The following is a 19,770-nucleotide window of genomic DNA, read 5'->3' as shown; positions in this document are numbered from 1 at the left end:
TTTTCCGGGGCGGAATCCTCTTCCTCGCCGTGCTCGCGCCACGTTAGGCCGGGGATGTTCGGCCCGGCGCCGAACGCGTGCCGAACAGCAGGCCCAACCCGACCATGACGACGCCCAGAACCAGGTGCAGCCAGTTGTCCGCCGTGTTCAGCGGTACGAAGTTCGCCTCGGAATGATGGGGAACGATCAGTCCGTAGATGAACAGGAGCAGGTAGACCGCTCCGCCTCCAAGAAGATAGAGCCGGGCCAGGCTGTTGGTCCTGGCCATAATGAGCCCGAGAAACCCAAAAAGGAGGTGCACGATGTTGTGCAGGATGGAAACCTGGAAAACGCCGAGCAGGACCGCCTCCGATGTGTGCCCGGAGAAATACAGCGCTTCATAATTGGAGGTAATTCCCGGAACAAAACCCAAAACACCGATAACGATGAAAATAAAACCGAAATACCAGGACGCCCGCTGGGCGTTGGTGCGGCGGAGTGACCGGCCGCTGGTGGGATAGGACATGGTGGTCTCCTTTGCCTTGCGGCCGCGGCCGATGACGCTCAGGACATAGATTCCCCGGAAGTATTCCCCGCGAGGAATGGTTCTTCAACCATTGCACAATGGCCCGAACATGGGAAGCATGCTTAGTACCACTGGTTGAAAGGGAAGGCAGTCATGGTTTTCACCCCGCGCACCGCAATCGTCACCGGCTCGGACTCCGGGATCGGCCGGGCCACCGCCGTCGCACTGGCGGCGGCCGGGCTCGATGTCGGCATCACCTGGCACACGGATGAAGAGGGGGCGAAGGAAACCGCGGACGAGGTGCGGTCGCACGGCCGGCGGGCCTTCACGGCCCAGCTGGACACCACAGACCTGCCCGGCTGCGGCCGGGTCATCGACCAGCTGGTGCAGGATTTGGGCTCCCTGCAGGTGTTTGTCAACAATGCCGGCGCCGGGGACGGGACGCCCTTTCTGGATCTGGACTACAAAACCTGGATGCAGACCCTGGACACCAACCTCAACGGGGCTTTCGTCTGCCTGCAGCACGCCGCCCGGACAATGGTGGAGGCCGGTGAGGAGGGACGGCTGATTGCGGTGACCAGCGTCCACGAAACACAGCCGCGGGTGGGGTCGGCAGCCTACACGGCCTCCAAGCACGGATTGGGCGGCCTGATGAAGGTCATGGCGCTGGAACTGGGCCGCTACGGCATCACCGTGAACTCCGTGGCCCCCGGCGAGATCGCCACCCCCATGACCGGCCAGCACAACGAGGATCCGCACCGGACCGACCGCCCCGGCATCCCGCTGGGCCGGCCCGGGGATGCCCGGGAAATCGCCGCCGTCGTGGCCTTTCTCGCCTCCCCCGCGGCCAGCTACGTCACCGGCGCTTCCTGGCCTGTGGACGGCGGAATGCTGCAGATGGGACCGCAGGGCGGCTCGCACATCACCTCCACCGATTGGTTGGAAGCCTGACCATGGAATCGCTGTGGCTGGCCAGCGCCCCGTCCATCTCCGCCGATGCGTTTGTGCCCGGCGGGTCCTATGACACCGTGGTGGCCGGCGCCGGCCTGACCGGGCTCACCACCGCCCTGCTCCTGGCCCGCCGCGGCCAAAAAGTTGCCGTGCTGGAGGCCAGGCAGGCCGGAGCCGTCACCTCCGGAAACACCACGGCAAAACTGTCCCTGCTCCAAGGACTGCAGCTGTCACGCATCGCCTCCCATCAGGGGCCCGACGGCGTCCGGGACTACGTGGAAGCCAACCGGGCCGGGCAGGACTGGCTGCTGGAATTCTGCCGGGAACACGACGTCGACCACGACATCCGCACCGCGTACACCTATGCGCTGGGCGACGGCGGCCGGCGAAGTTTGGACAAGGAGCTGTCGGCGGCCACCGCCGCGGGCCTTGCGGTGCGGATGACCCGGGACACCGAGCTGCCGTTTGCCGTCTCCGGTGCCCTGGAGCTCGCCGGACAGGCGCAGATTCATCCGCTCCAGGCACTGGCTTCGCTCGCCGCGGAGTTCCGCGCACAGGGCGGAACCCTGGTCCAGGGTGTCCGCGTCACCGGAGCCGGCACCGCCTCCGGAAACCGGGTCCGCGTCATCACGTCCTCCGGCTCGGTGTCCGCCCAGCATCTGGTGCTGGCCACCGGCATCCCGGTCCTGGACCGCGGCGGATATTTTGCCCGGCTCCTGCCGCTGCGGTCCTACGCGATGGCCCACCCGGTCACGGGAGACGTTCCGCAGGGAATGTATCTGTCCATCGATTCACCCTCCCGTTCGCTGCGCACCGCGCGGGTCGAAGGCACTGATTACCTCATTTCAGGCGGCAACGGACACGCCGTCGGACGCCATCCGCACCCGCAGGCGCTGGTGGATGATCTGGCCGGCTGGACGCGGAACCACTTCGCCGTCTCATCCCCTGCCTACTCCTGGTCCGCCCAGGACTACGAACCGGCTGCCGGCCTGCCCTATGTGGGGCAGGTGCCGTTCGGGGACGGCAGCATTTTTGCCGCCACCGGCTTCAACAAGTGGGGCATGACGAATGCCGTCGCTGCCGCCTTGGTCCTGGCCGAGGCAATGGCGCCCGCCGCCGAGGACAGCCGGACGCGGAACTGGTATTCGCCGAAGCTCTCCTCCCGGGATGTGCTCAGCGCCGCGCGGGACAACGCTGAAGTGGGGCTGGAGATGCTGGCGGGCTGGGCCTCCTCGATGGCCGGCACGGATCAGGCCGCTCCGCCCGAAGGCCAGGGGAAAGTCGTGCGCCGAAAGGCGAAGCCGGTGGGCGTTTGCACGGTCAACGGCGAAGTCTCCCGGGTTTCGGCAGTCTGCCCGCACCTGGCCGGAGTGCTGTCCTGGAACGACGCCGAGGCATCATGGGACTGTCCGCTGCACGGCTCCCGCTTTGCCGCTGACGGGAAACTGCTGGAAGGCCCCGCGGTCCGGGGCCTGGATCCGGCCTGATGCACGGCCTTTCGGGCTGTGCGTCAGGCCGGACCGGGGTCCGGCACCGCCATCCGTCCCGCGCCGGCTAGAACCCGGCGCGCGGACCGCCGGATTCCGGATCATCCATGGCGGGATCAGACTCGGGCGCCGCTGCCAGCCCGGACGTCGAGGTGGAGGTCGGGGCTGCCGCAGTCGCCGACGGCGGGGCGTCAATGTTGCCGCGCCAGGCGCCGGTCGCCGCTCCCTGGCCCTCGATGAACTCCTTGAAACGCTTGAGGTCGGACTTCACCTGGCGGTCGTCTGCCCCGACGACGGACCCCACCTTCTCGATGAAGGTCTCCGGATCCCAGTCCAGCTGGACGCTGACACGGGTTTCCGAGTCCCCCAGCCGGTGGAAAGTCACCACTCCGGCGTGGGAGGTCCCGTCGGTGCTCTTCCAGGCGACGCGCTCGTCCGGATGCTGTTCGGTGATTTCCGTGTCGAAAACACGTTCCACCCCGCCGATTTTAGTGATCCAGTGGTTTCGTGTTTCGGAAACCTGGGTTATTGATTCAACGCCACCCATAAACTGCGGAAATGATTCAAACTGCGTCCACTGGTTATACGCAGCGGATACGGGCACAGCAACGTCAACTGATTCTTCTACGGTGGTCATGGAGGTCCCTCCGGTAGTCGGATCCTGCATTATTCGGCTATCGTGCGTACGTCGGACAGCGGTTGCCCGGTTTGTGCCTGGCGGACGTAATTCTGCGGCCCGGCACCTCACGCTACCCAACGGGCCCGCGGAGTTCAACCAGAAGGTAAGCTTACTTAGGTTGGCGGCTGCGGCGGCTCGTCCCGGTCCCGGGAAGCGGACTGCGCAGGCGTCTTTCGGCAACATTTTTCGTCACTATTGGAGGAAACGTGAAGGCTTCTAAAGAACTGACCACCAATCTGCAGGCCGTCCTCGTGGACCTCATCGAACTGCACCTGCAGGGCAAGCAGGCACACTGGAACGTTGTGGGCAAGAACTTCCGCGACCTTCACCTGCAGCTCGATGAAATCATCGAAGATGCCCGCCTGTTCGCCGATGAGCTGGCCGAGCGCATGCGCGCCCTTGAGGCTGTTCCGGACGGCCGGAGCGTTGCCGTGTCCGCGGGCACCTCGCTTGCTCCCTTCCCCGCCGGACTGGTGGACACCAAGGACACCGTGGACCTGACGGTCGCGCTGCTGGAAGCCACTGTTGGAACCATGCGGAAGGTCCACGACCAGGTGGATGAGGAAGATCCCACCACCGCGGATATCCTGCACGGCTTCATCAGCAAGCTGGAACAGTATGCCTGGATGGTGAATGCCGAAAACGTCAAGCCCACCGCCTCGGTGGTCACCCCCAAGCACGCCAACTCGCAGGCAACCGTATAGGCACATCCGGCATCAGCGTCGGACCAGCGGCCGGCCTTCCCCTGCGGGAAGGCCGGCCGCTGCCGTCTGGGCGGGCGGGCGGGTTTTGGCCTACGCCACTGCGTTGCGGACTTCTTCGAGCAGCTCCGTCATCTGGAACATCGCCTCGTCGCCGTTCCCGTCGGCCACGGCCCGCGCCACCCGCTCGTGGCCCTGCAGCGCCACTTCGCGGGGATGGTCGGGCATCAGGCCCTGCTTGGTCCGTCCGGTCAGCACTTCCGCCACCACGGCGTCAAGGGATGCAAACATTTCGTTGCCGCTGGTGCGCAGCAGCAGGGTATGGAAGGCGATGTCCGCGGCGAGGAAGGCGTCCAACCGCCCTTCTTCACCGAGCAGCCGCATGCGCGCGGCAAGCTCCACCAGGGCCTTGCGGTCCTCCTCGCCGGCGTGCCGGGCGGCGCCGCAGGCCGCCATCGGTTCCACTGCCACCCGCAGCTCGGTCAGGGTCCGGTACTGGTCATCCCGTCCCGGCCCGTTCAGGCGCCAGCGGATGATCCGGGAATCAAACCAGTTCCAGTGGGACGGCTCCTGGACCACAATGCCGATCCGGCGCTTGGAGTAGACCAGATTCAGAGCTTCCAGGATCCGCATGCAGTCCCGCACCACGGTGCGCGACACACCGAATTCCTCTTGCAGGCCCTCCAGTGTCAGCCGGGCTCCGGGCAGGAGTACGCCGGCAATGATGTCTGCGCCGATGGCGTCGATGATGGCGCCGTTCATGACGGCTGCCGCCGCCCGCGGCGGCAAGCTGCGCTCCATGCTGTTCCCCTAAATACTGACCCGGATGACTGCCGATCCGTACGGCAGGATCGAAAACCAAGCCTAGCGCGCATTGGTGTTATCAATCACATATATGGTGATACCTTTGTCCTCAGATCACTTAGGAGGGGGCCAGCCCGGCTTCCGGCGACAACGGCGTCCAAGGAGAGAACATGATCCCCACCCCCCAGCACCTCGTCATCATGGGCGTTTCCGGCTCCGGCAAGACCACCATCTCCACGCTGCTGTCAGAGCACCTGGGCTGGATTGCCGCCGAGGCCGACGAGTTCCACCCCGAGGCCAACATTTCCAAGATGTCCTCCGGAACACCCCTCAACGACGACGACCGCTGGCCGTGGCTGGACTCCATCCGGAACTGGATGGACACCCAGGCCGGCAACGGAAGATCCACCATCGTCACCTGTTCCGCGCTCAAGCGCGCCTACCGCGATGTCCTGGTCACCGCCTCCGGCGAGGTCCACTTCATCCATCTCAACGGTGACGCCGCGGTGCTGAGCGAACGGATGAAGACCCGCAGCGGGCATTTCATGCCCGCCTCCCTGCTTCCGTCCCAGATCAGCACCCTGGAGGCGCTGGCCGAGGACGAGCCGGGCGTCGTCGTCGACATTCTCAAACCTCCGGCGGAAATCGCCGCGGAAATCCTGACCCGGCTGAACCTGCCCAGCAACTGACCCCAGGCTCCGGCGCCGCCGCAGCCCCACGCCCAGCAGCAGTTTCTCATTTAGCAACGGAGCACATCCATGACAATTGAAGGCTGGTCCCAAACCCTCGGTGCGGGCCCTCTCCTCCTGATCGCGGCAGGGGCCATTGCGCTGCTGCTGTTCCTGATCCTGAAGCTGCGCCTGCACGCGTTCGTTTCGCTGATCCTGGTGAGCCTGCTGACGGCTTTCGCCACCGGAATCCCGACCAGCAGCGTGGTGACGGTGCTGACCGGCGGCTTCGGTTCGACGCTGGCCACCGTTGCCCTGCTTGTCGGCCTCGGCGCCATGCTGGGCCGGCTGGTGGAAACCAGCGGCGGCGCCAAGGTGCTGGCCGAGACCCTCATCCGGGCCTTTGGCGAAAAGCGCGCCCCGTTCGCCCTGGGCGTCGCCTCCCTGATTTTCGGCTTCCCGATCTTCTTTGACGCCGGGCTTGTGGTCATGCTTCCGGTGATCTTCTCCGTGGCCCGCCGCCTCGGCGGCGGCGTCCTGCGCTACGGCCTTCCCGCCGCCGGCGCCTTCTCCGTCATGCACGTCTTCGTGCCCCCGCACCCCGGCCCCGTCACTGCCTCCGGGTTCTTCGAGGCCAACATCGGCGTCGTCCTCCTTGTGGGCCTCGTCGTAGCGCTGCCCACCTGGTACGTCACGTCCTACCTGTTCGGTCTCTGGGCCGGCAAGAAGTTCGTCCTGCCGGTGCCCGCGGTCCTGGGCGAGATCGACGGCGACGAGATCAAGAACCCCCCGAAGTTCGGCACCGTGGTGGCCGTCCTGCTGCTGCCCCTGGTCCTGATCTTCCTGAACACCGGGCTGAACACGCTGGCCTCGGCCAGCGTAATCTCCGCCGAAGCCGCCGAACAGCCCTGGTTCGCTTTCCTGCGCACCCTGGGGGAAACGCCGGTGGCGCTGCTGATTTCCCTCCTCGTGGCCTGCGTGGTGCTGGGAACCCGGCGCGGCGAGTCCAAGACCGCCATTGAAAAGGTGCTGGAGTCCGCCCTGGGCCCGGTCTGCTCAGTCATCCTGATCACCGGCGCCGGCGGCATGTTCGGCGGAGTCCTGCGCACCTCCGGCATCGGTGACGCCCTGGGCTCGGTGCTCAGCGATCTGGGCGTTCCGCTGATCCTGGCCGGCTTCCTGATTGCCGCCATCCTCCGCATTGCCCAGGGTTCGGCCACCGTGGCCCTGACCACTGCGGCCGCCCTGATCGCCCCGGGCGTGCTCGAGGCCGGCTACAACACGATCCAGACCGCCGCCATGGTGATCGCCGTGGCCGCCGGCTCGGTGGTGGTGAGCCACGTCAACGACTCCGGTTTCTGGCTGGTGGGCCGCTTCATGGGCATGGATGTGAAGACCACGCTGAAAACGTGGACGGTGCTGGAAACCCTGATCGGCGTCATGGGCTTTGCCATAGCGGCAGTGATCTTCGGCCTGGCGTCGCTGGGCTAAACAGCGCACGACGACGGCGGGGCACCTTCACGGGTGTCCCGCCGTCGCTGCGTCCGGAGGTACTGCAGGAACTGCCGGGAAAGAAGTGTCAGTGCCGCGTGAAAGCATAAGAAGTTACGAAATTTTCGGTGCTTCACACCGCCCTATGGAAGGACCCCACGCACCATGATGGGTGGTCATCACGCAGCATCAGGCGCCGCAGCCTGGATTGCCGTCGCTTCAACCGCACCGCACGCCCTTGGCTGGTATCCGGTCACTCCCCTGGGCGTGGTCACCGGGGCACTCCTCACCGCCGGGGCCGCCCTGCTTCCGGACCTCGACCATCACAGCGGAACGATTGCCCATTCCCTGCCGCCGATCACGAAGATCCTGGCCCGGATCACCGAGCGCATCAGCGGCGGACACCGCCGCGGCACGCACTCCCTGCTCGGACTGGCGGTGTTCGTCGCACTGGCCACGGCCCTGGGCAAGGTCACCGCCGTCGTCCCCTTCTTCGGCTCCTTGGCCGTGGGTGCCGGACTGCTGTCAGTGCTCCTGATGGGGTTCGCGCTGAAGGCGCTCAAGATAGCCGGCGGCCCGGGCCGCAGCTGGCTGCTGGCGCTGGGGTTGTCCGCCTTCATTGCCATTTACGCACCGGAAAACAACGACTGGCTGCCCGTGGCCGTTGGGCTGGGTGTCGCCGTACACATCGTCGGCGACCTGCTGACGCACCAGGGGGTCATGATCCTGTGGCCGCTCCGGATCAAGCGTCCGCGGTCCCTGGCGGGCATGCCCGTGCTGAACAAGCTGTGGCGCAGCAGCGGCTGCATGTCACTGCCGCTGATCGGCGCCGCGGGGTCCTGGCGCGAATGGGCCCTCATGGTTCCGGTCACCGTTTACGCCATTTACGGGGTGGTCCATGCCGCCTTCCTGACGCTGACCTCCTGGGCAGTGGCATAGCGTTTAGCGCTCAGCGGAGGAAAACGGGGTCGTTCACAGCTGTGAACGACTCTGGCGGATAATGGAACCGTGGAACTAGCTCTCTTTGCTGTCATCGGCGTGGCCGTCATCGTCACCGTCGCCGCCTTCTCCAAGCGCCTGGGCATTGCCGCGCCGCTGATCCTGGTGGTGGTCGGACTCGGACTGTCCTACCTGCCGGGGCTGCCGACGTTCACCGTTCCGCATGACGTGATCCTGATGGGAGTGCTGCCGCCGCTGCTCTACGCCGCCGCGGTAAACGTTCCCGTGGTCGATTTCCGGCGGAACTTTGGCGCCATTTCCAGCCTGTCGGTCTTTCTGGTCCTGTTTTCCGCCGCCGCCACCGGCCTGCTGCTCTACCTGCTGCTGCCGGACCTGGACCTGGCCGCCGCCATCGCCCTGGGCGCCGTGGTCAGCCCGCCGGACGCCGTCGCCGCCACCTCCATCGGCAAGAAACTCGGCCTGCCGCCGCGGCTGGTGACGGTGCTCGAAGGCGAGGGGCTGGTCAACGATGCCACCGCGCTGGTGCTGCTGCGCTCGGCGCTGGCCGTCAGCGCCGGCAGCCTGTCCAGCATCTGGGCCGGAGTGGCGGACTTCGGGTTCGCAGTGGCGGCCGCCGTCGTCGTCGGCCTGCTGGTGGGCGTCGCCACCGTCTGGATCCGTTCCAAACTCAACGATCCAACCCTGGACACCGCCATTTCCTTCGTGGTGCCTTTCCTGGCCTTCATTCCGGCCGAGGAAATGCATGCCTCCGGCGTGCTGGCCGTGGTGGTGGCCGGGCTGTACACCGGGCACCGCAGCGCATCCGCCTTCAGCGCCCAGGCGCGGATCAATGACAGCGTCAACTGGCACACCGTCCAGTTCCTGCTGGAAAACGGCGTCTTCCTGCTGATGGGCCTGGAACTGCGCTATCTGGTGGAGAACATCAATCCGGATCTGCTGACCGTCGGCGAGTCGGTGGGGATCGGCCTGGCTGTCACCGCTCTGCTGATCCTTCTCCGCTTCGCGTGGATGGGCCCGCTGATCCTGCTGCTGCGCGCCAAGGTCGGCTACCAGGAACGGCGCACCCACCGGTTCCGCGCGGCGCTGGACCGGCTCAAGGAGCAGGAACCGGGGAACGAACGCTCCCGGCGCCGCGCCGATCGCGCGGAGGACCTCTACCGGCGCCGGCGGGCGGACATCACGCAGCTGCGCAGTGAAGGCCTGGACTGGCGCGGCGGCATGGTCATTGGCTGGTCCGGCATGCGGGGCGTGGTGACCCTGGCCGCCGCACAGTCCCTTCCGGAAACCACCCCGTACCGGGAGCAGCTGGTGCTGATCGCGTTCACGGTGGCCGTGGTGACGCTGCTGCTGCAGGGCGGAACCCTCCCGTGGATGATTCGGATCCTGGGGGTCCGTGGCGCGAACGCCGCGGCGGACCAGCGCAGCCTGGCCACCCTGCTGGATCAGATCAGCGACGCCGGACTGAAGGTCCTGGAAGATCCCCAGGCCTGTCTGCAGCAGGACGTGGATGTGGACCCGGACGTGGTGGAGCGGGTGCGGCAAAGCACCTTCCTGCGCAGCGAACTGGCCTGGGAGCGGGTCAAGGCCCTGGGTGTCGGCACGTCCCCCACTCCGCAGCTGCAGTACCGCGAACTCCGGCGCGCCGTTGTGGACGCCGAACGCGAGGCCCTGCTGCTGGCCCGCAGGGAGGGATATTTCCCGTCCCGGACCCTAGCGGACGCGCAGCGGCTGCTCGATCTGGAGGAGTCCCGGCTGAAACCGCGGCTGGGCGAGCGCTAGTCCGGCCGGCTCGGGGCTGTTTAGCGGCGCGGCTTGCCGCTCTTGCGGCTTCCCTTGCCCTTGCCGCCCGCAGTTCCCTTGCCGCCGGCGCTGCCCTTCGCACCGCCGCTGCCCTTCGAACCGGAGCGGCCGCCGGACTTCGCCGCGGGCGATGCCTTGTCCCCGCTCCTGCTCTGGCGTTCCTTGGTCCGCTGCCGGGCCGTGGTCTTCTGCTCCGCCTGGACCGAGGGCTGGCGCGAGCTGTTGGCCGTCCGGCCGCGCACAATGCCCACCAGCTCCTCGACCCCCGCGTCCTCGGTGTCCTCCAGCCAGGCAACAGCGATGCGGGTGCCGGGAACACCGGACACCGGCCGGGACACGACGTCGCGGCGCGAGTACAGCTTGGCCACGGCCATGGGCAGGATCAGCAGGCCCGCGCCCGAGGCCACCACTTCCATGCCGACGTCGGCGCCGCCCATTTCCTGCAGGTCCAGCAGGTTCTCGCCGGCCAGATCCGCCAGATCCAGTTCATCGAACGCGGCGACCGCGGAGTCCTTCGCGGCAGCGACAACCGGACGCTCGTCATAGAGGGCGACAACGCTCAGGTCGGCCGGACGGATGTAGCCCTCGTCCGGAACACGGACAAACACCACGTCGGCCCGGCCGGCCCGCAGTTCATCCAGAACCGCGTCTTCCGGGCACTGATAGGCCTGCAGTTCACGGTCCTGCCGTTCGTTCCACCGGCCAATCCATTTGCCGGGCGTCACGCCGGGAACGTAGGCCAGCGTCAGCGGACGGGCGGGGCGGGGCTTGTGGCGGGGGGTTTCTGTTGGCACCTTTTCAGGTTAGCCCAGGAGAGTCACCGTTCCTTCCGCAGTGTTCTCCGCCGTGTGCTGCCCCTGTTCTCCCTCGTGTTCACCCTCGTGTTCTCCCCGTGTGCTCCCCGTGTGCTCCCCCATTCGGCAGCATCCACGGCGGAGCACCCGCAGCGGGATACCCAGGTCTCCTGCGCCGGATACCCTTATTAGATGACTTCCGAGAAATCCCAATCCATGAAACCTGCCACGGCAGCCAAGAAACTGGGCATCTACCTGCCCGCCGCGCCGCAGGAGTTCCAGGACGGGCCTATTTCCCGGGCCCAGTTTGATGAGCTTCAGGCCAATCCCCCGCAGTGGCTCATTGACCTGCGCCGCAACGGCCCGCACCCCCGTCCCGTCGTGGCCCAGAAACTCAACATTTCCATTGGCGGCCTCACCCGCTCCGGCATCACGGACGCCCTGACCACCGCTGAAATCACTGCACTGCTGGCCGCACCGCCGGCCTGGCTGGTTGAAGAACGCGCCAGCTTTGCTGCTGTGCGCGACGAGGCCAAGCGTGTGAAGGAAGCAGAGGCCAAGAAGGAGCGCAAGGCCAGGGACGCCGCGCACATCGCTGCTAAGCCGCCGAAACAGCGCCGCTAGAACCTCACCAAGGGCTTCAGCGGGGGTTAGCTGTACGAAGGATGGCGCGGTTCCACGGGCAACCGAGGAACAGCGCCGGGAGTGAAGGCTGCCGGTTTACCGGCGGCCTTCCGGCGTTAAGGCCCGACGATGGGGCTGATCCGCCGCCGACCGCCGCCGGACGTGCCGGGCAGCCGCCGCCGTCGGGCATAAAAAAATCACCCCGGTCTGTTCAACCGGGGTGATTCGTTTTGTGCGCGAGGGGGGATTTGAACCCCCACGCCCTTTCGGACACTGGCACCTGAAGCCAGCGCGTCTGCCGTTCCGCCACTCGCGCCTAAATGGTTTCCCGTGGAGCGTGTGCCCTCAGTCTCACAACCGTTGGCGTCTCGATTCCTCGGGAACAGCAGAATCAAGCATACCCATATTTTGGGCAAACACCTAAACGGCCGGAACAGCCGTCCATAAACCCTGTGATTCCGCGGTTTTTGGGTTCCCCAACTTCCTCGGGAAGCAGTTCCGGCGTCGAACCTGTGCCGGCGCCCGCCCAGCCGACACCCTCCCGACACCCTCCCGGCGCCGGAGCCGCGTTAAGACATTTCTCAGCTGTCCCCAGTACTATCGAAGAGGACCTGTGTACCTTTTGGCCTGCCTTGCCGCTGCGCCGGATTCGCCCCAAGGGGCACCTCCGATGCGTCCGGGGCCGCCACTTTGCACGTTGGCCCAACGATTTGCCGGAGTGTCCGCCGGACATCGAAGACAGAATCAGGACCTAGGGAAGGAGGCGAACATGGGCTTACTCGACAACGTCGAACGCGGAATCGAAAAAGTGGTGCGCGGTGCCTTCTCCTCGGGCTCATCCGGCCGAGTGGAACCCCTGGAGCTGGCCATCGCCATGCGGCGCGAACTCGATGAACGCTCCTTCACCGTGGGTCAGGGGCGCACGCTGGCACCGAACGTCTTTACTGCCCGGCTGTCCGACGCCGATTTCAAGCGCGCCCAGGAATGGGGCGCACCGCTGGCCGAGGAGCTGTGCGACGTCGTCATCAAGCACGCCAGGAGCCAGTCCTACACTCTCCAGGGACCGGTCCGCGTGTCCTTCACGCGCGACTCGGCACTGAAGCCCGGCGTCCTCGAGGTGGATTCCTCAACGGAAAAGGCCGGGGCACCCGCTCCGCGCCAGGTAACCCCGCCCAGCCCGCGCCAGGGCCCGGGTCGGATGCAGCCCGTTTTGGACATTGACGGCCAACGGTATTCACTGAATGCTCCGTCGGTTGTTCTCGGCCGGTCCTCCGAGGCGGATATCCTCGTTGATGACACCGGCGTTTCCCGCCGGCATCTGGAAATCCGCACCGAAAATGGTGTCAGCCGCGCCATCGACCTCGGTTCCACAAACGGAAGCTTCGTCAACGGCCAAAAAGTACAAGGGGAAGCAGATCTTACGGATGGTTCCACTATTGCCATGGGTCGCACCCGAATTACGTTCCGGCTCCTTCCGGTTCGGGCCGGGGGACGTTAGTGGGCGGTGAATTGATTGTGACCCTGCTCCGGTACGGGTTCCTGATCCTGCTGTGGGTGATGGTCGTCAGTGTTGTCGGTGCTATCCGCCGCGATCTGGTGGTCGGCAGCCGCAACCGGACCGGTACGCCCAGCGCGCGGCAGGTCCGCCGAAATCCGGCCCTGGAGAAGCAGGTTCCCGCTCCGGCAAAGGCCCCCGCGCGCCAGGTGGTCGTGACCGAGGGACCCTTGCGCGGCACCACCCTGGAACTGGCCTCCAGCCCGATTCTGCTGGGACGCGCCCAGGAAGCCACGCTCGTGCTGGAGGACGACTATGCCTCCGGCCGCCACGCCCGCTTGTTCCCCCAGGGCAGCCGCTGGTTCATCGAGGACCTCGGCTCCACCAACGGCACCTTCCTCGGCGGCAGCCAGCTGACGCGTGCCCTGCCGGTGGAACCGGGAGTTCCCATCCGCATCGGTAAGACGGTCCTTGAGTTGAGGCCATAGCCGTGGCCCTGGTGCTCAACTACGCAGCACGGTCCGATGTGGGCATGGTTCGTTTGAAGAATGACGATTCCGCCTATGTCGGCCGCTATCTTGCCGTCGTCGCCGACGGCATGGGCGGTCATGCCGGCGGCAATGTTGCGTCTGCCTCCACAGTTCTGGACCTGGTCCATCTGGACAGCGGAACGCACGACGACGAACCCCTCACCGTCCTCGCGGATGAAATCCAGGCCGCGAACTCCCTCCTCTCCGAGCTGGTGACCACGAGCCCGCAGCTGTCCGGAATGGGCACAACCGTCACCGCCCTGCTGCTGAACGAGAACCGCTTCGCTTTCGCCCATATCGGGGATTCGCGGGCCTACCGGCTGAAAAACGGCGTCTTCGAGCAGATCAGCATCGACCACACCTTCGTCCAACGACTGATTGACGAGGGCCGGCTGCGTCCCGACGAAGCTGAAGTCCATCCGCACAAAAACGTCCTCATGCGCGTCCTCGGCGATGTGGATGCCAGCCCGGAACTTGACCTGGCAACCTTCGAGGTGGAAGCCGGAGAGAAGTGGCTCCTGTGTTCCGACGGTCTCACGGCCGTCCTGCGGGACTCCGACATCGAGGCCGTGCTCCGGGAGACCAGGGACCTCCAGCGCTGCGTCGACATTCTGGTCGAACTCACCCTCGCGGGCGGGTCACCGGACAACGTGACGGTGGCGGTAGTTGAGATCACCGAGGTTCCCGATGATTCCGTTCTTCCCCTGGAGTCCTCCTCAGCGGCCCGGAGCGCGCTGTCCGCCGGCTCGTCGCTGCAGGCGGCCGTCCACGAACGGGCGACCGACGCCGGCGACGCGCGGGACCTCCCGGCCGGAACCGGCGACGACGACGGCTTGGACGACGCCCTCGGCGATCAACCGATCCGTGCCGACCTCATCCGGCAGGACCTTTCCTCCCGCCCGCACATCCTGGTGGGGGCGGCCTCCCTCGCCACCGAGACCGGGCAGATCCCCATCGTCACCAAGCGGACGGCCGAACGCCGCGCCGCGCGCCTGCTCACCCACAAAGCCGCGCCCGAAACGGACCCGGCACCGGACCAGGACCCGCCCAAGCAGCGCCGCTGGCTGGTCCCCGCCATCCTGGCCCTGATAACGGTCCTGCTGGCAGCCGTCCTCTGGGTCGGCTACACCTGGACCCAGACGCGCTACTACGTTGGAGCGAGCGACAACAACGTCGCCATCTACAACGGCGTCTCGCAGTCGCTGGGCCCGATCCGGCTGTCCACCGTCACTGAACGGACCGACATCCCCGTCGACAGCCTGCCCGAATACCAGCGCAACCGGGTCGAAGGCACGATTCCTGCCAAGGACCTGCTCCATGCCGAGCAAATCGTCGAGGATCTCAGGGGAACGGCCCAGGCAAGCGCCTGCGAGCCCGCTCCGAACACTCCCGCCAAAGCCGGCGCGGCCTCCACACCCACGGCATCCGCCAGCCCGTCGGCGGCCGCGAAGCCTGCTGCCACTCCGGATGACTGCGGAGGGCAGAAATAATGAGTGACGTACTGACAGTTCCCAAATCACGGCGCAACATCGAAGCCGTGCTCCTGCTGCTCGCCCTGGCCGTCGGTGTCGGCGCCAACATGGTGGTCGGCCTGGACCAGGACCGGGCCTTCGACTCCGATTTCTGGACGCAGGGCGCCACCCTGGTGGGCCTGGTCCTGGTCTTCCACATCGTGCTGCGGTTCCGGGCCAAATATGCCGATCCGGTAATACTTCCCATCGTGACGGCGCTCAACGGCATCGGCCTCGCCATGATTCACCGGCTGGACATCGCCATGGACGACAACGCGGCCGACCGGCAGCTGCTCTGGAGCGCCGTGGCCGTGGCCGCCGCCGTCGCCGTCCTGTTCCTGATCAAGGACCACCGGATCCTGCGCCGCTACACGTACATTTCGCTCATCGTCAGCGCCATTCTGCTGCTGCTGCCGCTGACCCCGCTGGGCCTGGAAATCAATGGCGCCCGGATCTGGATCAACGTCGGCATCGGCACCTTCCAGCCCGGTGAAATCGCCAAGATCACGCTGGCCATATTCTTCGCGGGGTATCTTTCCACCAACCGTGACCTGATCCTGCTGGCCGGGCGCAAGGTCGGCCCGCTGCAGCTCCCCCGCTTCAAGGACCTCGGCCCCATGATGGCGGCCTGGATTGTCAGCATCGGCGTGCTTGTCTTCCAGCGCGACCTCGGCTCCTCCATCCTGTTCTTCGGCCTCTTCATGGCGATGATCTATGTCGCCACCAGCCGGGTCAGCTGGGTGCTGATCGGCCTCGCCCTGCTCGGAGCCGGCGGTTATGTCGCCATGCAGCTGTTCAGCCACGTCGGTCTGCGGATCGACGGCTGGCTGAATGCCTTCGACCCGGAGGTGTACACCCGAATCGGCGGCGGAAGCTACCAGGTGGTGCAGGGCCTGTACGGGCTCGCCAGCGGCGGGCTCATCGGCACCGGGCTCGGCCAGGGCCGGCCGGACCTGGTCACCTATGCGAACTCCGACATGATCATCGCCGCGCTGGGCGAGGAACTGGGCCTGATCGGCATCTTCGCGATCGTGCTGCTCTACGTCCTGCTGGTGTCCCGCGGCTTCCGCGCCGCATTGGGCACCCGCGACGGATTCGGAAAGCTGCTCGCCTGCGGCCTGTCCTTCACCATTGCCCTGCAGTGCTTCGTGGTGATCGGAGGCGTCACCCGCCTGATTCCGCTCACCGGCCTGACCACGCCGTTCATGTCCGCGGGCGGCTCCTCACTGCTGGCCAACTGGATCATCGTGGCGCTGCTGCTGCTGATCTCCGAGGCGGCCCGCCGCCCGGCGGCCACCGGTCCGCTGACCGGCCCAATGGTGCCGGCCATGCAGGAATCACCGGTGGGATCAGTCCAGCGCAAGTCCAAGAGGGAACAGGAGGTAAGCGGCTCATGAATCAAGCCATCCGCAACAGCTGGATCGTGGCCCTGGCCATGTTTGTCCTCATTCTTGGGTCACTGACCTACGTCCAGTTTTTTGCTGCCGAAGAGCTCAACGCCGATCCGAACAACAACCGCACCATCTACCAGAACTTCGGCCAGAACCGGGGATCGATTTTGGTTGATGGGGCTCCGATCGCCGAATCGGTGCCCTCTGACGACGAGTTCAACTACCAGCGCGTTTATCACCAGCCGGAGCTGTATTCCCAGCTGACCGGGTACTTCTCCCTGACGGCCGGAGTCACGCAGCTGGAAAGCGTCATGGACGAGGAACTGACCGGAACCAGTGACCAGCAGTTCTTCGACCGTCTGGTGCAGGTCTTTTCCGGCAACCAGCCGCAGGGCGCCTCCGTTGAACTGACGATCGATTCCCAGCTGCAGGAAATGGCTTACGACCTGATCCCCGAGGGGCAGAAGGGCTCCATCGTCATGATGGATCCGAAGACCGGAAACATTCTGGCCATGGTGTCCAAGCCCAGCTATGACACCAACCTTCTGGCCGGGCACGACACCACGGTCGTGGAGCAGAACATGCAGGAACTGCTCACCGTCGATGGCCTCTCCCCCTACCGCAACGCCGCGACCCAGTCGTTACTGGCCCCCGGCTCGGTGTTCAAGCTGGTGGATGCCGCCGCTGCCCTCGAGTCCGGCAAGTACAACGCCGATACCCTCATCGACAACCCGAACGAGCTGCCGTTGCCGGGCACCAATATCTCCCTGCCGAACTACACCAACGGCAATTGCAGCGTACGGTCCGAGGCAACCATCGGGTTCGCCCTGGAGCAGTCCTGCAACACCGTTTTCGCCCAAATCGCTTGGGACCTCGGTGAAGAGGCAATTGCGTCGCAGGCCGAGAAGTTCGGGTTCAACGAAGCGCTGAGCCTCCCCGAGCGCGGCATGTACGAAGTGGCACCCAGCGGCTTCCCCACGGGAATGGACCAGGCCCAGCTGGCGCAGGCTTCCATCGGCCAGTACAGCGTCACCGCAACCCCCCTGGAAATCGCCATGATGTCGTCCGCCATCGCGAACAACGGCGTGCAGATGACGCCCAATCTTGTCCGGAATGTCCGTGCCGCCGACCTGTCGATCATCGACGAGCCGGAGCCGGAAGTCCTGAACACCTCCGTAAGTCCGGAAACCGCCCGCCAGCTCACCGACTGGATGGTGGGCGTCGTGGACAACGGCACCGCCTCCGCGGCGCAGGTTCCGGGCTTCAAAGTGGCCGGCAAGACCGGCACAGCGGAAGTGGAGGGCAAGGGCGACAACGCCTGGTTCACCGGTTTCGCTCCGGCTGACGACCCCGAAGTGGTCATCTCCATCGTCATGGAAGACGTGGACCTGACCACCGGATCCCAACTGACCACTCCAAGCGCGCAGAAACTCCTAGAGGCGGTGTTAAATAAGTGAGGCCTACATCGGGAATCACCTTAGGCGGCAGATTCCAGCTCACTGACCGTATCGCCATCGGCGGTATGGGTGAGGTCTGGAAGGCACGGGACCTGGTCCTGGGCCGCATTGTTGCCATCAAGGTCCTCAAGGAGGAATACACCGGGGATCCTGGTTTCCTGAACCGTTTCCGGGCCGAGGCTCGCCACACGGCGCTGCTGAACCACGAGGGCATTGCCAACGTCTTCGACTACGGCGAGGAAGAGGGTTCGGCCTACCTGGTCATGGAGCTGGTTCCTGGCCTGCCGCTGTCCTCCATCATTGAGCGCGACAAGAGCCTGACGCCGGACCGCACGCTGTCCATCATCGGTCAGACCGCCACGGCGCTGGCCGCCGCCCACAAGCAGGGACTGGTCCACCGCGACGTCAAGCCCGGAAACCTGCTGATCCTGCCCGACGGCAGGGTCAAAATCACCGACTTCGGCATTGCCCGGCTTGCGGACCAGGTGCCGCTGACCGCCACCGGCCAGGTCATGGGCACCGCCCAGTATCTTGCACCCGAGCAGGCCACCGGCCAGCAGGCCACCGGTTCCAGTGACATTTACGCCCTCGGTGTCATCGGCTACGAACTGCTGGCCGGAACCCGGCCCTTCTCCGGTGAGTCGCAGATTGCCATTGCCCTGGCCCAGGTCAACGACACTCCCCCGCCACTGCCGGAGAGCATTCCGCTGCCGGTCCGCGCGCTGATCATGTCCATGCTGGCCAAGGATCCGGCCGACCGCCCGGCCGACGCCGAAGCGCTGGCACGGGCCGTTGCCGCCATCCGCCGCGGTGACATTCCCGCTGCCGAGGCCGCCGTCCCCGGCATGCTCCTCTTCGGCGGCGGCGCCGCCACTGTCCTGAACGACGCCGTCACAGCACCGGTTCCCACCACCAGCACCTCAGCCACGCGCGCCGTGAACACCGCGCCGTCGACCTCGGCGCTGCCCACCGTCGCGGGCGCGGCCGTGGGCGCGGAGAACGCCGCCACCGGCGAACTCGCCGCATCGCGTGAGTGGACCGATGAAGACGTCGACGACGTCGACACCTCGGACGGGGACGGCGGAGACGACGCCCCTGCCAAACGCCGCAACCCATGGGTCATTCCGGTCGCCGTGCTGCTGGCGCTGATCATCGCCGGAGTTATTGCCGCTTTCCTGCTCACCGGAGACAACGACGGCGATCCCCAGCCGGCGCCGTCGGCCACCACTACTCAGGCCAGCCCCAGCCCCACGCAATCGGAGGACACCGATCTAGTCACCATTGACCTCGAAGATTTTAGCGATCTGGACTTCAATTTGGCTCGAGAGCGTTTGGAGAGCTTGGGTATGAATGTTGCAGAGAATCCGGTGGAGTCTGAGGCTCCCGAGGGGCGGATTATTGCACTGGATCCGACAGGACAGGTAGCGCGGGGAACAACAGTGACCGTAACCTACTCGACGGGCCCTGCACCGGCGCCCACCAGCACTAGCACTACTGTTCCGTCCGGACTGCTGGGCCAGACCGGACCCGCCGCTGCGGAGCAGATCAGTGCCGCCGGCCTGATCCCGGTCAACGGCGGCACGCAGGCCTCCAACCAGCCGGAGGGCACCGTGGTGGCCGTCAACCCGTCGGAGGGTGCACCCCTTCCGGAAGGATCAACCGTCACCTACTTCACGTCCGAGGGCCCGGCTACGGTCGAGCCTGCCCCAACGAACGTGCCGGAGCCGACCCCGTCGACCCCGTCGACCCCGTCGACCCCGTCGACCCCGTCGACGCCGTCGACTGCGGCCACCGTTCCGGCCGCCCCCAACGGCATCACTCCTCCGGCAGCACCCAACAGCGTCAACACTCCGGCAACACCCAACAGCGTCATTCCTCCGGCATCACCCACCGGCGTCAACCCTTCGGCCGGATAAGCAACC

17 protein-coding genes, 1 tRNA gene and 1 pseudogene are annotated in these 19,770 nt (G+C 66.0%); 14 read left to right on the top strand and 5 right to left on the bottom strand.

Annotated features, from left to right (window positions below; genetic code table 11):
• Window positions 1-43 precede the first annotated feature (43 nt).
• Window positions 44-505 (bottom strand): DUF4383 domain-containing protein, encoded by a 462-nt coding sequence (locus tag QNO08_RS00195; protein WP_229966511.1) that lies wholly within the window; start codon window positions 503-505, stop codon window positions 44-46.
• A 153-nt stretch (window positions 506-658) separates the two neighbouring features.
• Here QNO08_RS00195 and QNO08_RS00190 point away from each other — a divergent pair, with 153 nt between their 5' ends.
• Both QNO08_RS00190 and QNO08_RS00185 read left to right on the top strand, forming a co-directional pair.
• Window positions 659-1,456 carry an SDR family oxidoreductase gene (locus QNO08_RS00190; RefSeq protein WP_229966510.1) on the top strand — a complete coding sequence of 266 codons (798 nt, stop codon included), beginning with the start codon at window positions 659-661 and terminating at the stop codon, window positions 1,454-1,456.
• Between the two features lie 2 nt (window positions 1,457-1,458).
• Window positions 1,459-2,943, top strand: a complete 1,485-nt coding sequence (locus QNO08_RS00185; protein WP_229966509.1) for an FAD-dependent oxidoreductase — start codon at window positions 1,459-1,461, stop codon at window positions 2,941-2,943.
• 193 nt (window positions 2,944-3,136) lie between these two features.
• On the opposite strand, the pseudogene QNO08_RS00180 reads toward QNO08_RS00185, so the two are convergent.
• Window positions 3,137-3,580 (bottom strand): annotated as a pseudogene (locus QNO08_RS00180) (SRPBCC family protein); the annotation flags it as partial.
• 248 nt (window positions 3,581-3,828) lie between these two features.
• Between QNO08_RS00180 and QNO08_RS00175 the strand changes: the two are divergent.
• The gene (locus QNO08_RS00175; RefSeq protein ID WP_229966508.1) at window positions 3,829-4,326 is read left to right on the top strand and encodes a Dps family protein; all 498 of its coding nucleotides are present in this window, start codon (window positions 3,829-3,831) and stop codon (window positions 4,324-4,326) included.
• 90 nt (window positions 4,327-4,416) lie between these two features.
• On the opposite strand, the gene QNO08_RS00170 is transcribed toward QNO08_RS00175, so the two are convergent.
• Window positions 4,417-5,124, bottom strand: a complete 708-nt coding sequence (locus tag QNO08_RS00170; RefSeq protein WP_229966507.1) for a FadR/GntR family transcriptional regulator — start codon at window positions 5,122-5,124, stop codon at window positions 4,417-4,419.
• Between the two features lie 173 nt (window positions 5,125-5,297).
• Between QNO08_RS00170 and QNO08_RS00165 the strand changes: the two genes are divergently transcribed.
• The 4 genes from QNO08_RS00165 (at window position 5,298) to QNO08_RS00150 (ending at window position 10,025) form a co-directional block, all read left to right on the top strand.
• Window positions 5,298-5,816 carry a gluconokinase gene (locus QNO08_RS00165; protein ID WP_229966506.1) on the top strand — a complete coding sequence of 173 codons (519 nt, stop codon included), beginning with the start codon at window positions 5,298-5,300 and terminating at the stop codon, window positions 5,814-5,816.
• Between the two features lie 69 nt (window positions 5,817-5,885).
• Window positions 5,886-7,286: a GntP family permease gene (locus tag QNO08_RS00160; RefSeq protein WP_229966505.1), complete on the top strand. Its 1,401-nt coding sequence runs from the start codon at window positions 5,886-5,888 to the stop codon at window positions 7,284-7,286.
• A 165-nt stretch (window positions 7,287-7,451) separates the two neighbouring features.
• Entirely contained in the window at window positions 7,452-8,225 is a 774-nt protein-coding gene (locus QNO08_RS00155) for a metal-dependent hydrolase (RefSeq protein ID WP_229966504.1), read from the top strand.
• A gap of 69 nt (window positions 8,226-8,294) precedes the next feature.
• Window positions 8,295-10,025: a cation:proton antiporter gene (locus QNO08_RS00150; RefSeq protein ID WP_229966503.1), complete on the top strand. Its 1,731-nt coding sequence runs from the start codon at window positions 8,295-8,297 to the stop codon at window positions 10,023-10,025.
• A gap of 20 nt (window positions 10,026-10,045) precedes the next feature.
• On the opposite strand, the gene QNO08_RS00145 is transcribed toward QNO08_RS00150, so the two are convergent.
• Window positions 10,046-10,840 carry a LysR substrate-binding domain-containing protein gene (locus QNO08_RS00145; RefSeq protein ID WP_229966502.1) on the bottom strand — a complete coding sequence of 265 codons (795 nt, stop codon included), beginning with the start codon at window positions 10,838-10,840 and terminating at the stop codon, window positions 10,046-10,048.
• 192 nt (window positions 10,841-11,032) lie between these two features.
• Between QNO08_RS00145 and QNO08_RS00140 the strand changes: the two genes are divergently transcribed.
• Window positions 11,033-11,464 carry a DUF5997 family protein gene (locus tag QNO08_RS00140; RefSeq protein WP_229966501.1) on the top strand — a complete coding sequence of 144 codons (432 nt, stop codon included), beginning with the start codon at window positions 11,033-11,035 and terminating at the stop codon, window positions 11,462-11,464.
• Window positions 11,465-11,697: 233 nt separating this feature from the next.
• Here QNO08_RS00140 and QNO08_RS00135 read toward each other — a convergent pair.
• Window positions 11,698-11,780: transfer RNA gene (locus tag QNO08_RS00135), tRNA-Leu, on the bottom strand.
• A gap of 453 nt (window positions 11,781-12,233) precedes the next feature.
• On the opposite strand from QNO08_RS00135, the gene QNO08_RS00130 reads away from it, so the two are divergent.
• From QNO08_RS00130 to QNO08_RS00105, 6 genes are read left to right on the top strand one after another with little or no spacing between them, the layout of a single operon-like run.
• On the top strand, window positions 12,234-12,962 hold the full coding sequence (locus QNO08_RS00130; protein ID WP_229966500.1) for an FHA domain-containing protein: 729 nt from the start codon (window positions 12,234-12,236) through the stop codon (window positions 12,960-12,962).
• Entirely contained in the window at window positions 12,962-13,447 is a 486-nt protein-coding gene (locus QNO08_RS00125; protein WP_442860515.1) for an FHA domain-containing protein FhaB/FipA, read from the top strand. The genes QNO08_RS00130 and QNO08_RS00125 overlap by 1 nt, the downstream gene beginning before the upstream one ends.
• A 44-nt stretch (window positions 13,448-13,491) precedes the next feature.
• Window positions 13,492-14,979 (top strand): PP2C family protein-serine/threonine phosphatase, encoded by a 1,488-nt coding sequence (locus tag QNO08_RS00120; protein ID WP_229966684.1) that lies wholly within the window; start codon window positions 13,492-13,494, stop codon window positions 14,977-14,979.
• Complete coding sequence (locus tag QNO08_RS00115; RefSeq protein WP_229966499.1) at window positions 14,979-16,397, top strand: FtsW/RodA/SpoVE family cell cycle protein; 1,419 nt, start codon at window positions 14,979-14,981, stop codon at window positions 16,395-16,397. Before QNO08_RS00120 ends, QNO08_RS00115 begins: the two co-directional genes overlap by 1 nt.
• The gene (locus tag QNO08_RS00110; protein ID WP_229966498.1) at window positions 16,394-17,848 is read left to right on the top strand and encodes a peptidoglycan D,D-transpeptidase FtsI family protein; all 1,455 of its coding nucleotides are present in this window, start codon (window positions 16,394-16,396) and stop codon (window positions 17,846-17,848) included. The genes QNO08_RS00115 and QNO08_RS00110 overlap by 4 nt, the downstream gene beginning before the upstream one ends.
• Complete coding sequence (locus tag QNO08_RS00105; RefSeq protein WP_229966497.1) at window positions 17,845-19,764, top strand: protein kinase domain-containing protein; 1,920 nt, start codon at window positions 17,845-17,847, stop codon at window positions 19,762-19,764. Before QNO08_RS00110 ends, QNO08_RS00105 begins: the two co-directional genes overlap by 4 nt.
• The last annotated feature ends 6 nt before the right edge of the window (window positions 19,765-19,770 follow it).

The organism is Arthrobacter sp. zg-Y820, from assembly GCF_030142155.1.
In the GTDB taxonomy this organism is placed as follows: Bacteria; Actinomycetota; Actinomycetes; order Actinomycetales; family Micrococcaceae; genus Arthrobacter_B.
Note: the sequence above shows the minus strand (reverse complement) of the source record. Positions and strands in the feature narration are given on the sequence as shown.

What these genes read in the sequence shown, in the direction of transcription:
- QNO08_RS00140 (WP_229966501.1), top strand. Translation starts at nt 11,033, where the DNA reads ATGACTTCCGAGAAATCCCAATCCATGAAACCTGCCACGGCAGCCAAG.
- QNO08_RS00195 (WP_229966511.1), bottom strand. Translation starts at nt 505, where the DNA reads ATGTCCTATCCCACCAGCGGCCGGTCACTCCGCCGCACCAACGCCCAG.
- QNO08_RS00190 (WP_229966510.1), top strand. Translation starts at nt 659, where the DNA reads ATGGTTTTCACCCCGCGCACCGCAATCGTCACCGGCTCGGACTCCGGG.
- QNO08_RS00115 (WP_229966499.1), top strand. Translation starts at nt 14,979, where the DNA reads ATGAGTGACGTACTGACAGTTCCCAAATCACGGCGCAACATCGAAGCC.
- QNO08_RS00130 (WP_229966500.1), top strand. Translation starts at nt 12,234, where the DNA reads ATGGGCTTACTCGACAACGTCGAACGCGGAATCGAAAAAGTGGTGCGC.
- QNO08_RS00170 (WP_229966507.1), bottom strand. Translation starts at nt 5,124, where the DNA reads ATGGAGCGCAGCTTGCCGCCGCGGGCGGCGGCAGCCGTCATGAACGGC.
- QNO08_RS00165 (WP_229966506.1), top strand. Translation starts at nt 5,298, where the DNA reads ATGATCCCCACCCCCCAGCACCTCGTCATCATGGGCGTTTCCGGCTCC.
- QNO08_RS00155 (WP_229966504.1), top strand. Translation starts at nt 7,452, where the DNA reads ATGATGGGTGGTCATCACGCAGCATCAGGCGCCGCAGCCTGGATTGCC.
- QNO08_RS00160 (WP_229966505.1), top strand. Translation starts at nt 5,886, where the DNA reads ATGACAATTGAAGGCTGGTCCCAAACCCTCGGTGCGGGCCCTCTCCTC.
- QNO08_RS00120 (WP_229966684.1), top strand. Translation starts at nt 13,492, where the DNA reads ATGGTTCGTTTGAAGAATGACGATTCCGCCTATGTCGGCCGCTATCTT.
- QNO08_RS00185 (WP_229966509.1), top strand. Translation starts at nt 1,459, where the DNA reads ATGGAATCGCTGTGGCTGGCCAGCGCCCCGTCCATCTCCGCCGATGCG.
- QNO08_RS00110 (WP_229966498.1), top strand. Translation starts at nt 16,394, where the DNA reads ATGAATCAAGCCATCCGCAACAGCTGGATCGTGGCCCTGGCCATGTTT.